Genomic DNA, 12,729 nt, shown 5'->3' on the forward strand with positions numbered 1-12,729 from the left:
ACCGCTCTACGCGGGGTCGCCGTTGAGCATCCAGTTGACGCCGAAGCGGTCGACCAGCATTCCGAACAGGCCGCCCCACGGTGCGACGTCGAGCGGCATCGTGATCGTGGCGCCGTCGGCGAGTCCGTCCCAGACCGCCCGCGTCGCGTCGGCCGACGTTCCGCTCAGCGAGACGGAGAAGCCCTGCGGGGTGACGTAGGGCATTGCGCTCGGCGTGTCCGACGCCATGAGCACGAGACCGTCTGGCGTGGTCAGCTGCGCGTGCATCACGAGGTCCTTCTCGCTCGGATCCTGAAGCATGTCGGGGAACTCCGCGAAGACGTTGACGTCGAGATCACCGCCCAGCACGACCTGGTAGAACTCCATCGCCTCGCGCGCGTTGTCGCGGAAGGAGAGATAGGGGTTGAGATTCGCCATTGTTTCTCCCAGAGTGAGGTGTTCGACTCGGCCGGCCCCGATGTGCACGCTCAGTCTGCGCCCGTCTCCGGGCGTCTCGCAAGAGGATCAGTCAGAACGAGGTGCGCTTGACGAGACCGCGGTTCGTGCGGATGTGCTCGTAGTCCCACTGGACCTCGCGAGACGCCGCCAGCCAGCCCGCGAGCGCCGCCGTGTCGATCTCGGTGACGTCGGTGAAGCGCACCTCGGCAGCCTGGAAGGTGCCGGACGGAGCGAGGCCGTCGACGTCGAACGACTGACCCGACCAGAACATCAGCCGAACGGCATCCTTCAGGCGGCTGTACCCGACGATCGGGTTGCCGTCGAGGAACCAGACGGGATGCGCGTGCCACACCTTGCTCACGGCCTCGGGGAGCCCCTGTTCGATCTCGCGCGCGAGCAGCTCGCAGATCTCCCGGTCGCTCGGGGCCTGCCGCGCGTGGTAGGCGTCGATTTCCGCCGCGCGGGTCATTCGCGATCCAGCCCGAAGGTGCGCTTCACGAGCGCCTGTACGTCACGGTCGAGAGCGTCGATGCGGGTGTTCATGGAGTCGATGCGGTTGTTCACCGAGTCGAGGCGGGCGTCGACGGCATCGAACTTCGCCTCGAACTTCGCGTCCATCGCCTCGAACCGCCGATCCACCGACTCGAACCGCACGACCATCTCGGTGCGCAGTCCGCCGACCTCTGCGCGCAGGACGCGCACGAACAGCGTCGACACGACCGTCAGCATGCCGAACATCAGGGCGATGAACGCCCCGATCATCGTCCACGTCTGCGGTTCGGTCATGCTGATCACGCTCCCATTCTGGTCGGTGGTCTTCAACCTGCCAATGCTCGGCGGGTGAACACGCGGACGGTGGAGAACTTTTCCCTCACAAGCGGGTGTGGAGGATGAGTGCGCATCGGCCGTGACCGACATCCACCCCGGGGATACGATGGCCCTCGTGACAGACGCACGCCCCGGCATCGCCGAACGCCTCTCGCAGATGATCCAGCTGCCGACGGTGTCGGCCGAGCTCGACCAGCGGGGGAGGGAGCCGTTCGAGGCGTTCGTCTCCCTCATCGCCACGCAGTATCCGCTCGTCCACGAGCGGCTGACTCTCGAGCGGCACACCGACTTCGGACTCCTGTTCCACTGGAAGGGGAGGGGCGAGACCTCCGACGGACCTCTCGTGCTGATGGCGCACTACGACGTCGTCCCCGTCGACGAGAGCGATGCCTGGACCCATCCGCCCTTCGCCGGTGTGATCGACGGCGGCATCGTGTACGGGCGAGGGGCGCTCGACGACAAGGGGCCGCTGATCGTGGTGCTCGAGGCCGTCGAGAACCTGCTCGCCTCGGATTTCACGCCCGCGCGCGACGTCTACCTCAGCTTCGGCGGCAACGAGGAGACCTACGGGCACGCGGCCGAGGAGATCGCGCGGGTGCTCCGTGAACGAGGGATCGTGCCCTGGCTCGTCGTAGACGAAGGCGGTGCGGTCGTGGCGGCTCCGCTGCCCTTCGTCCCTGGGCGGGCCGCGATGATCGGCGTCGGCGAGAAGGGCGTGATGACCCTGACCCTCACGGCGCGCGGCGAGGGCGGGCACGCCTCCGCGCCCCCGGCGCTCACCGCCGTCCGCCGCATCGCGAGGGCCGTCGACCGGCTCGGCCCGCGGACCTTCCGTCCTCGCGCATCCCGGGCGATCGGACGGATGCTGTCCCAGCTCGCCGACCAGACCCCCGGCCCCGCCCGGCATCTGCTTCGGCTCCTCGGGGGAGCACCGGTGCTCACGGCCCAGCTCTTCGCCGCCCTGGGTGGAGAACCCGCCGCACTCGTCCGCACCACGGTCGCTCCGACGATGCAGTCCGGCGGCACCGCGGCGAACGTGCTGCCGTCGCAGGCGTCCGCGACGATCAACCTGCGCATCGCGCTGGGCGAGACGACGCAGCAGGCGGTGCTGCGTGTGCGTCGCCGCATCGCCGACCCTCTCGTGAAGGTCGCCGTCGTCGAGGCCAGCGAGCCCTCGCCCGAATCGCCGACCGACAACGAGCAGTTCGCCCTCCTCTCCGATGCCCTGGCCGCGTCGTATCCGGGCGTCGCCGCGGTGCCGTACGTGATGATGGCGGCGACCGATTCGCGTCATTTCCACCGCTTCTCCCCGGCCGTGTACCGCTTCGCGCCGCTCGACATGTCGAACGCGCAGCGGGCGTCGATCCACGGCGTCGACGAGAACGTCGAGATCGCCGCGCTCGAACGCGGGGAGCGGTTCCACCGTGCCCTCATCGAACGGCTAGGGTGATCTCACCCGCCCTTCTGCTCGCGTCCGTGTTCCGCTCGGGAACCGGCAGGAGCGGAGATCAGACGCCTGAACAGGAGCCGCGATGACGCGCACCCGGACCCTCGGCACCCTCGCGACGGTCGTCGGCTTCCTCGCCTTCGTCGAGTTCACCAGCGGTGTGCTGCAGGGGTACTACACGCCCATGCTCAGCGACATCGCACGCCACCTCGGCATCCACGACGCCGACGTCAACTGGCTCGAGGGCACGCAACTCATGCTCTCGGCACTCGTCGTCCCGGCCTTCGCGAAGCTCGGCGACATGGTCGGGCACAAGCGGATGCTGCTCATCTCGACGGCTCTCACCGGTGCGGCCGCGCTCGTGCTCCCGTTCACGGACTCGTTCGCGGTGTTCCTCGTCGGGTGGGCGCTCATGGGGTTCTACGTCGTCTGGCTGCCCCTGGAGATCGCGCTGATCTGGTCTCGTTCCCGCCGCATGGAGGGACGCTCGTCCATCACCGCGAAGGCCGCGGGACTCCTCGTCGCCGCACTCGAGGGCGGGGCCATCATCGGTGCGCTCGTCGGCGGTGCGCTCATCGACGTGCTGCCGCTGACCGTCGTGCTGCTGATCCCCGCGCTCCTCATCATCGTCTGCTTCTTCGTCGTCCTGTTCGGGGTGAAGGAGTCGCCCGAGCCCACCGGGGGCGTCTTCGACACGGTCGGCCTCGTGCTGATCTCCCTCGCGCTGATCTGCTTCACGGGCGGGCTCAGCCTCCTGCGTCTCGACGGTGGACTCGCGAACCCCTGGTCATGGGCGGTCGTCGCGCTCGGCATCCTGCTCGTGATCCCGTTCGCACTGTGGGAGCTGCGCTGCGGCGACCCGCTGATCGACGTGCGGATGTTCCGCTCCCCGGCGCTCGGCCCGGTGTTCCTCACCGCGGGGCTGTTCGGCGTCAGCGTGCTGGGTGCGCAGGCGCCGCTGTCGACCTTCGCCCGCACCGACCCTTCGGTGTACGGATACGGACTCGGGACGACCGGGTTCGCGACGTCGCTCATCATCGGGGTCTACCTGGTCGCGATGATCGGCGGAGCGCTCCTCTTCCCGGTGATCGCTCGCCTCGTGACGCCGCGACTCACCCTGATGGGGGCCTCGGTGCTGGTCGGCATCGGATTCCTGCTGTTCCTGCCCTTCCACGACTCCTATGCGCAGGTCATCACCAACATGGTCGTCGTCGGGCTGGGGTCGGGAGCGCTCGTCGCGGCCCTTCCCGCCGCGGCGGCGTCGGCCGCGCCGGCCTCGCAGACGGGCGTCGCCACCGGGCTCACCAACTCGGTGAAGACGGTCGGCGGGGCGATCGCGTCGTGCGTGTTCGGCATCGCCCTGCTGCACGGCGCCGTCGGCGCCGCGTCGGAGGGGACGGCCGGATCCTTCGCGGGCTACGTCACGGTCTGGGTGGTGTGCGGCGTGACGGCCCTCGCCGCCGCCGTGCTCCTGGTCTTCGTGCCGAAGGAGGCGTTCACCGACCGGGCGGTCGAGGCCGAGGCCGCGCCCGCGGTGTGAGCGCCCCGTTTCAGTCGCGCGGGTTGTACATGAACTCCAGGCGGATGCCGTTGGCATCCTCCACGAACGACGCGTAGTAGCGCGAGCTGAAGCGCGGATACTCCTTGGGCCCGCGCACGGGGGTCCAGCCCGCGGCCAGCGCGATGTCGTGCAGACGGTCGACCTCTTCGCGGGAGTCGACGGCGTAGGCGAGGTGCTGCCAGCCGATGCGGCCGTGCTCGTGCGGACCCGTGGCGTTGTCGCGCGCCGGGTACAGCAGGATCTCGGGCTCGTCGGTCTTGCGCCAGTACGCCAGGTCGTCGGCGTCGTGCGCCCTCGTGTAGCCGAGGGCCTCGAAGACCGGATGGAACTGGGCGGATGCGGCGGGCACGTCGTCGACGGTGATGCCGAGGTGATCGAAGGAGGCCATGAGGACAGTCTGTCGGATGCCCCCGACATCCGGTCGTCGTGCGGGATCGCGAGAACCCCGGGGCTCGACGAGGGGAGAGGTGGGGTGTCGAGCCCCGGGGCGGTCTCTGTTCGCGGCTCAGCCGTCGTGGCTGCCGGCGTGACGACGGGCGCGGACCAGAGCGATCCCGAGAGCCAGCAGCGCGAGAGCCGCGCCTCCGGCCACGAGCGGCCCGACCAGGTCCAGTCCGGTGTCGGCGAGGCCGCCGGGGCCGGAGTTCTCACCCTTCTCGGCAGGGGGCGTCGGCTGCCCGGTCTTGCCCGAGTCCCCGTCACCGCGCGGTGTGGTCGCGCTCGACGGCGCCGACTCGACCGGCTCGCCGCCCGGCGCGGTCCCCGCAGAGACCGCCGTGTTGTCGATCGTGTCGAGTGCGAGATCTGCGTCCTGCGTCGTGTAGCTCGCGGTGCAGGTGATCGACTGCCCTGGCCGGAGGGATGCCGCTTCGGGCGGGCACTCCACCGCGGACACCGATCCGGTGCCGCTGAACTCCGTCTCGTCGACCCGGACGTCCGTGAGCGTCACGGTTCCGGTGTTGGTGACGAGGAAGGTGTAGTCGATCGTGCTGCCGCTCCAGAACCACGCGGCATCCGTCGACTTCACGATGGCGAGCCCGGGGGCCTGCTCCGAGGTGATCACCGCCGAAGACGGGAGCGAGGTCACCGGGGTTCCGGTGAGCGTCATGCCCGATGCGGTCGCGGTGTTCTCGACGGAGCCCCTGTCGACGTCATCCTGCTGCAGCACGTAGGTCGCGGTGCATGTCACGGTCTCGTCGGGGTCGAGAGCGAGCGGTCGCGAGGGACACTCCACCGGCGAGAGCGTGCCGGCGCCGGTGAACGCGGTCTCGTCGACGGTCACATCGCTCAGCGGGCTGGTGCCGGAGTTGGTGACCTCGAACGAGTACGTGACACGGTCGCCGACCTGGGCCTGCGAGACGTCCGCCGACTTCGTCAGGAGGATCTCCGCCTCGACGCGCGGCGTGTTCGTGAACGTGCAGCGCACGCCCACGCCGTCGGGACGGCCCTCGGGAATCGTGACGTCGGCACGAGTGCCTCGGCCGCCCGCGATCCGATCGCCGCTGGCGCCATCCAGGCAGATCCACGACGATCGGTAGCGCTCCGGATCGGTGCCGGTGCCGCTCTCCTCGATCGTGACGACGGAGCCGGGGAGCACCGGGACGAGCACTCGCTCGCGCTGCACGCCCCGCGCAGTGCCGGTCGTCTGCGTGGCGATGTCGCCGAGACCGCTGCCGGATGCCGCGAGGCGCACCTGGTCGGTGTCATCGTCGGATTCCCGGCCCTCGGGGAAGTCCTTCTCGAGCGTGAGGTGGCTCGGGGCGGTGCAGGATGCCAGGTCGACGACGCCGGGCTCCGAGAAGGTCACCGTGCTCGTGACCTCTCCCGACATCGGGTCGATCCGCAGCAGCTCGAGCTCAGTGCTCACGACGAGGAAGCCGTCGCGGTCGAAGGCGGCCCCGTTGATGCCGAGATTCCCCGGGTCTGCGACGGTGAAGCGCTGGATCAGCTTGGAGCGCACTGCCGGGGCGGGGTTCCCCTGCCCGAGGATGATGTCTCGGGCGTCCACCACGTAGATCGCCGCTTCCTTCGCGTCACTCATGACGACGTAGAGGTTTCCCCCGTGATCGAAGGCCATGTCGCCGTTCGTTCCTGGAATGGTGGACGGAAACGTGATCCGGACTCGGCCTTCGCGGGCACCGGAGTCGAGCGCGCGTGCATCCAGGTTCAGGGAGCCGCCGTTCGTCGAGCCATGGAAGTACCGTGAGGTCTTCGGGTCCGTTGCGCCGTGCGTCTGGGTGCTCGTCCAGCCGGTGGGCAGATCGACGACATCGACACTCGTGGTCGTTCCGGTCGCGAAATCGTAGGTCTCCATCGCGCCCTTGTTCGTCGTCCAGTGGTCGGAACGCATCACATAGGCGAGTCCGCCCGGATGCTCGGGGGTGACGTGCACGCCGAGGGCGTTGAACGTCGAGCGGGCATCGGCCCCCGCGGCGATCTCGCCCACTTCGGTCTGCGCTCCCGTGGCCGTGTCGATGCTCCACAGCGTGCTGCCGCTGCCGTTGGTCGAGTTCATGGCGTAGATGGCGGAGCAGTCGATCGCATCCGCGGCGAAAGCCGGCGCGGGCGAGGCGACTCCGCCGGGAATCGCCACGGCGCCGATGGCGAGGGCGGCCGCCGCGAGACCGGCGGTCCTTCCTCGTCGTGAACGGAGGCCGGGTGGGGCCGCGTGTGTCGATCTGCGGGCTGAACGTGCCATGAGGCAGTCCTCTCTGAGAGTGGGTCGGAGTGCCTCCGGTGCGCGGGGCAACCTCTCAAGGGTGCGGACGCGCGGTGCCGCGTGCGGGTCGAGATCCGTAGTGGGGGAGCGGAACTCAGTAGGCGTGATGCGCGACCGGGTACGTCACACGTCGAACCCGGTGATGCGCAGCGGGAGCGCGGCGTCTGTCGCCGTGGCTCAGAGCCAGGAGAACGCGGAGAGCTCCGCGCGACCGGAGATGCGCAGCTTGCGGAACGCCTTGAGCAGGTGGCTCTCCACGGTGCGGGTGCTGATGTGCAGGTGCTCTGCGATCTCGTGATTGGACTGGCCGTGCGCGGCGAGACGGGCGACTTCGCGCTCGCGGTTCGACAGCTGCGCCTGCGTGCTCGAACGCCCCGCCGTCGACACGGAATCGAGGGGATCGCGTCGACCCCGCAGGTCGGCGAGCGCATCGGACAGCTGTGCCGCCGCCACGTCGTCACCGTGCCGCATCGCGATGTCGCGACCCAGCTCGTACGACGTCGCCGCGTGTTCGAGGCGCTTCTGCTCCTCGAACCACGCGCCCAGGCGCGCGAGCTCCGTATGGTCCTCGCGTGCGACGGCCGCGCGCACATCGAGGATCGGAGCGACGAGGGCGCCCTCGACGCGGATGGCGTCGTCGTCGGCGCTCGCCGCGGGCGGCGCCTGCACGCCGAGGCCCCAGGTCAGCACGCGCAGCATCCCGGCCGCGAGGAGGTAGCCGCGCCTCTCGAGCGCGCTCATCTGCGCGCGGATCTCCCGTTCCGCACCCTCGGCATCGCCCGCGAGGAGCTGGAAGGTGATGTCGGGCAGCGCCGCCACCATGCCGGGCCAGGGGCCGATCGTCACCCCGGTGGCAGTGGCCTGCGCAGCGAGCGATGTCGCCGTGCTGATCCGCCCCGACCTGGCCGCGAGCATCGCCGCCAGCGCGAGCGCTCCCATCTGGCTGCCCTCCTGGCCCAGGCCCGGCTCTCCCAGGGCGAGGAACCTGCCGAGATGGATCTCGGCGGCGCGGAACCGCCCGAGGGTGATCCCCGAGACCGCGGCGAGATAGGTGTGCCCTCGCAGATTCTCGAGGTCGAGCTCGACCCGGCTCTGCTCGATGTGGGTGACCGCCCAGTCGTGCGCCTCGGCCACATCGCCCCGACCCAGCAGGGACCATCCGTGCAGCAGGGTGAGCACGCGTCCGAGCTTCGTGGAGGTGTCGTCCGCGTCCGTGAGGAGCTCGTGCGCCGATTCGGCGCGACCTCGAAGAAGCAGCGCCGTCGAGAGGACGGACCTGATCGAGTCGTCGGTGGTGGCATCCCGTCCTGACAACGTCGCGAGGCGGTCGATCTGCGCGCGCGTCGCGCCGTCGCCGACGATCTTCAGGTGGGTCGCCCAGACCTCCAGCATCGTCTCGTAGCGGGGCTGGTCGGCGGCGGCGGCCTCGAGGATGTCGAGTGCGGATGCCGTCTCGCCCGCAGCGAGCGCATGCCACCGCGCCTGGAGGATGCGGAACATCGCCCGCGCTCCGCCGTCCCCGATGCTGGTGGGCGTGCGTTCGAACACCTGGAGCGCCACCGAGGAGTCGTGCTTCCCGTCGAAGAGCGTGAACAGGTAGTTCGTGGCCGTCTCCACGCTCGGGTCGCGCTCCCACGCGCGCCGTCGTGCCGAGAGCTGCGCCGCGTGCCGATCGCGGATGAGCCGCACCAGGGCCATCTCCGCGGCATCCGGTTCGAGCGAGGCGTCCGCGGCGCTTCCGGGGAGGAGCTCGATGCGCGCGGCGGCGTCCTCTGCGGGGCCGAAGCGCTCCTGGATCCTTCGCAGGATGCGGGTGCGCCGCACCGAGGTCGGGCGGTTCTGGAAGTAGTCGGCGACGAGCGGGGGAGTCACGGCGACCGACAGACGTCCGAACGGCTCGATGCTCAGCAGCAGGCTCGCCGATTCGAGCGACTCGATGGCGTGACGGCCGACGAGCTCCTCTGCGGTGTCGATGTCCAGGACGCCCGCGAGCGCGAGCGTCTCGATCGCTTCGAGGTCGTCGGCGTCCAGGTGGGCGAGGAGGTGCTCGACCGCTCCGGACATCGAATCGTGCCAGAGCTCGCCGATCGTGGTCCAGGTGCCGTCCTCGAGCGCGATGTGGCCGAACGCGCGCGCCGCCGTGATCATCGCCACGGCCAGGCTGGGGATGCCGGCGGATCGGGTGTACACGCGTCCGACCAGGCCGGTGTCGACGGCGTTCCCGAGCTGCTCGTGGACGAGATCGGAGACGGCCTCGAAGGTCAGCGGACGCAGGCGGAGCTCCGCGGCCTGGCTCACGATCGCATGCAGTCTCTTCGCGGCTCCGTCTCGGGGCGCCGCCGATGTCGTGACGATCGTGGCGCCCGTGCGTGCGTGCACGGCGGCGATGACTCCCCACGATTCCTCGTCGACGAACGGGGCGTCGTCGACGAGGAGCACTGCGCGCGTCCCCGCCGCGCGTTCGGCCAACGCGGCGACCAGCTGTCTGGCCTGGAGCGGTGACGATCCCGTCGGCGTCTCGCCGGCGAGATCCAGTGCGTCGAAGGGGCGTCCGCGAAGCGACTCGATGCCGAGGATCCGGATGGTCGGATAGCCGCGCTGCTCCAGGTGTCCGGCGATCTCGCGCAGCAGCATCGAGCGTCCGCTGCCATCCGGCCCCACGATGCTGACGCAGGAACCCGCGGTGATCAGCCTCAGCGCCGAGGCGAGATCGTCAGTCCTGACGAACATCGCTGCTCCGTTCGGCGCCGATGAGCGGCGGGCGGAGTTCGGGTCGTGGCATGAGGGCATCTCCTGGTTCGGACGTCAGTGTAATCACCGCTCCCGTGACCGCGCAGTATGCTGCTCGGCCCCGAAGACGCAGAGGTGCGCGATGGCATCGCCACCGCCCACCTCTGTGCTCAGTCGCCCTTCACGTTGACGAGCTGCCTGAGCGTGTGCCGGATCGTCACCAGATCGGCGGCATCCGCCATCACCGTGTCGATCGGCTTGTACGCCTGCGGGATCTCATCGATGAAGGCATCCGTGTCCCGGAACTCGATCCCGACCATGGCCTCCCGCAGCTGGTCGTGGGTGAACGTCCGCCGCGCGGCCGACCGGGAGTACTCCCGCCCTGCACCGTGCGGAGACGAGTTCAACGACAGCGGGTTGCCGAGGCCCTCGACCACGTAGGACGCGGTCCCCATCGAGCCGGGGATGAGCCCCGGCCGTCCGGCATCCGCCTGGATCGCTCCCTTCCGGGAGACCCACACCTGCTTTCCGAAGTGCTTCTCCGACTCGGTGAAGTTGTGGTGGCAGTTGATCCGCTCCTGCTCGTCCACCGTCGTCCCGAGGAACTCCGACACCTGCCGGACCACCCTGTCCATCATCTCCTCCCGGTTGAGCAGAGCGAAGTGCTGCGCCCACCGGAGCTCCCTGATGTACCGCGTGAACTCGGGCGTGCCCTCGACCAGGTAGGCGAGGTCGGGGTCGGGAAGGTCGATCCACCACTGCTTCGCCAGCCGCTGCGCGACGGCGATGTGGTGGCCGGCGATCCGGTTGCCGACTCCCCGCGAACCCGAGTGCAGGAACAGCCACACCCGGTCGAGCTCGTCGACCGACACCTCGATGAAGTGGTTGCCCGAGCCGAGCGTGCCCAATTGCAGCCGCCAGTTCCCTGCGTAGGACTCCGGATCGAATCCGCTCTTCTCCGCCAGCGCCTCGAGCTCGTCGATCCTCGGCTGCGCCGTGGCGACGACCTTGTTGTTGTAGCGCCCGGCGGAGAGCGGGATGGCCCGCTCGATCTGCTCCCGCAGCTCGGCGAGGTCGCGACCGTCGAGGTCGCTCCTCGTGAACTGCGTGCGGACGGCGATCATCCCGCAGCCGATGTCGACGCCGACGGCGGCCGGGATGATCGCGCCGAGGGTCGGGATGACCGACCCGACGGTCGCCCCCTTGCCGAGGTGCGCATCCGGCATGAGCGCCAGGTGCGGGTGGATGAACGGCATGCGCGCCGTGGTCTTCGCCTGATCGAGTGTCTTCTCGTCGATCAGCGACGCCCACGACAGCAGCCGTGCGGAGAGCCTCTCCATGATTCCTTTCCTTCGTGATGGTCAGCCACAGGTCGGGAGGCACAGAAAAAATGCCCCGGACCTGACGGTGCGGGGCATGAGAGCAGCGGATGCTGCTACACGGCGCGCGCCGGAGGGTACGACTCGTGGCGGTCGTTGCGCTTCTGCTGAAGGGCATCGACCGCGGTGAAGGGGAGTTTCCGCAGGGCGGTCATCCGTCGTCTCCTCGGCTGAGTGCTGCGCCGGTCGGCACAGCTTTGCAACATTAGGGGAGATCCGCTGCGTGCGTCAAGCGTCCCGCGGCGGATTGTGCATGAACTCGATGCGGATGCCATTGTCCTCCTCGACGAACGAGGCGTAGTACGTGTCGCTGAAGCGCTCGTAGATCTTCGGCTCGCGCACGACCGTCCACCCGGCATCCACCGCGACGGCATGCAGTCGATCGACGTCCTCACGGGAGTCGACGGCGAAGGCGAGGTGCTGCCATCCGACGCGGCCGTGCACGTGAGGACCGGAGTCCGCCTCGCGCGGGGCGAACACGATGATCTCGGTGTCGTCGCCGTGGTGCCACGAGAACCCGCCCTCGGCCTCGACTCCGAGCTCGTAGCCCAGCGCCGTCAGCACAGGATGGAACTGCTCACGTCCGCGCGCGATGTCGTTGACGGTGATACCCAGGTGATCGACGAGTGCCATACGTCCATCGTCGCGCATCGTCGGGCTCTGCCGGAGAACCCGGAGCATCCGCTCGCATCGCGGCGTGTCGCCGGGAGGCGCGCCGCACCGGCATCCGATGCTCCGGGCTCTCCCACGAGAGCGGGTGAGAGTCTTCCCGCGAGAGCGGGTGAGCTCAGTGCGGGGCGTGGTACTCGGCCTCGCCGCGCTTCCAGTAGCCCTTGACCACGGCGTGCGCGGTGTCGACGCCCCAGCGCTCGAGGAGCGCGCGACCGGGCTTCACGATGGACTGCTCGGCGGCGATGAAGACGAACGGGTCGGCGCCGACGGCATCCGTCAGCCCGTCGATGAGGGTCGTGAGCGCGGAGCCGGAGGGGGCGTCGCCGCGGTGCACCCACTCGACGTCGACCGGGGCCTCGATCTCGACCTCGCGGCTCGCCGACACCGTCTCGATGACGATGCGCGCGGGCACATCGGCGGGGAGCAACGCGGCGAAGCGGCGGATGGCGGGGATGGCGGTCTCATCGCCGGCGAGGAACCAGGAGCCGGGCTGTCCCGAGATGACCGCGGAGCCGCGGGGACCGCCGACGCCGATCGAGGATCCGAGCGGTGCGGTGGCCGCCCACGGCGCAGCCACGCCCTCGTCGCCGTGCACGGCGAACTCGACGTCGAGCCAGTCCTCACCCCATGCGAGCGGCGTGTACTCGCGGCTCGGGGAGGCACGCAGCTCCTCGACGGTGTCGACGGGACCCGCCGGGAAGAACAGGCGCATGTGGTCGTCGGAGCCGAGGGAGTCGAAGCCGGCGAGGTCGCTGCCGGAGAGGCGGACGCGCACGAAATCGGGGGCCAGCCACTCCCGAGCGGTCAGCGTGACGGTGCGGAAGCGCAGCTCGAGGCCGCGACGCTCGATGGAGAAGCCGGATTTCGTATCGCTCATGAAGTAAGGCTAACCTACATTCGAGGCGAGGATAGGCAACCCTAACTTCGTCCGATCCGGCGCCCTTCGCGCGAAAAC

At 69.5% G+C, this 12,729-nt stretch carries 11 protein-coding genes; 2 read left to right on the top strand and 9 right to left on the bottom strand.

What is annotated here, in order from left to right; translation table 11 throughout:
- Positions 1-6 precede the first annotated feature (6 nt).
- From CQ047_RS11735 to CQ047_RS11745, 3 genes are all read right to left on the bottom strand, one after another.
- Entirely contained in the window at positions 7-417 is a 411-nt protein-coding gene (locus CQ047_RS11735; RefSeq protein ID WP_105675437.1) for a VOC family protein, read from the bottom strand.
- Positions 418-508: 91 nt separating this feature from the next.
- Positions 509-907, bottom strand: coding sequence for a DUF1801 domain-containing protein (locus CQ047_RS11740; RefSeq protein WP_105675439.1), 399 nt, complete (start codon positions 905-907; stop codon positions 509-511).
- Positions 904-1,224: a hypothetical protein gene (locus CQ047_RS11745; protein WP_223587067.1), complete on the bottom strand. Its 321-nt coding sequence runs from the start codon at positions 1,222-1,224 to the stop codon at positions 904-906. The genes CQ047_RS11740 and CQ047_RS11745 overlap by 4 nt, the downstream gene beginning before the upstream one ends.
- A 148-nt stretch (positions 1,225-1,372) precedes the next feature.
- Here CQ047_RS11745 and CQ047_RS11750 point away from each other — a divergent pair, with 148 nt between their 5' ends.
- Positions 1,373-2,716, top strand: coding sequence for a M20/M25/M40 family metallo-hydrolase (locus CQ047_RS11750; protein WP_105675535.1), 1,344 nt, complete (start codon positions 1,373-1,375; stop codon positions 2,714-2,716).
- A gap of 82 nt (positions 2,717-2,798) precedes the next feature.
- Complete coding sequence (locus CQ047_RS11755; RefSeq protein WP_105675443.1) at positions 2,799-4,253, top strand: MFS transporter; 1,455 nt, start codon at positions 2,799-2,801, stop codon at positions 4,251-4,253.
- A 10-nt stretch (positions 4,254-4,263) separates the two neighbouring features.
- Here the strand turns inward: CQ047_RS11755 and CQ047_RS11760 are convergent, their stop codons facing one another.
- The 6 genes from CQ047_RS11760 to CQ047_RS11785 all read right to left on the bottom strand — a co-directional run bounded on the left by CQ047_RS11760 (position 4,264) and on the right by CQ047_RS11785 (position 12,651).
- Positions 4,264-4,662, bottom strand: coding sequence for a VOC family protein (locus CQ047_RS11760; RefSeq protein WP_105675446.1), 399 nt, complete (start codon positions 4,660-4,662; stop codon positions 4,264-4,266).
- Between the two features lie 117 nt (positions 4,663-4,779).
- Complete coding sequence (locus CQ047_RS11765) at positions 4,780-6,972, bottom strand: DUF11 domain-containing protein (RefSeq protein WP_105675448.1); 2,193 nt, start codon at positions 6,970-6,972, stop codon at positions 4,780-4,782.
- Between the two features lie 198 nt (positions 6,973-7,170).
- The gene (locus CQ047_RS11770) at positions 7,171-9,723 is read right to left on the bottom strand and encodes a LuxR C-terminal-related transcriptional regulator (RefSeq protein WP_105675450.1); all 2,553 of its coding nucleotides are present in this window, start codon (positions 9,721-9,723) and stop codon (positions 7,171-7,173) included.
- Positions 9,724-9,893: 170 nt separating this feature from the next.
- On the bottom strand, positions 9,894-11,063 hold the full coding sequence (locus tag CQ047_RS11775) for an RtcB family protein (protein WP_105675452.1): 1,170 nt from the start codon (positions 11,061-11,063) through the stop codon (positions 9,894-9,896).
- 267 nt (positions 11,064-11,330) lie between these two features.
- A complete protein-coding gene (locus tag CQ047_RS11780) occupies positions 11,331-11,735 on the bottom strand; it encodes a VOC family protein (protein ID WP_105675454.1) in 405 nt (134 codons plus the stop codon).
- Positions 11,736-11,889: 154 nt separating this feature from the next.
- Entirely contained in the window at positions 11,890-12,651 is a 762-nt protein-coding gene (locus tag CQ047_RS11785) for a siderophore-interacting protein (RefSeq protein ID WP_105675456.1), read from the bottom strand.
- Positions 12,652-12,729: the final 78 nt, after the last annotated feature.

It is taken from the genome of Microbacterium sp. MYb72 (assembly GCF_002979415.1).
Taxonomy (GTDB): domain Bacteria; phylum Actinomycetota; class Actinomycetes; order Actinomycetales; family Microbacteriaceae; genus Microbacterium; species Microbacterium natoriense.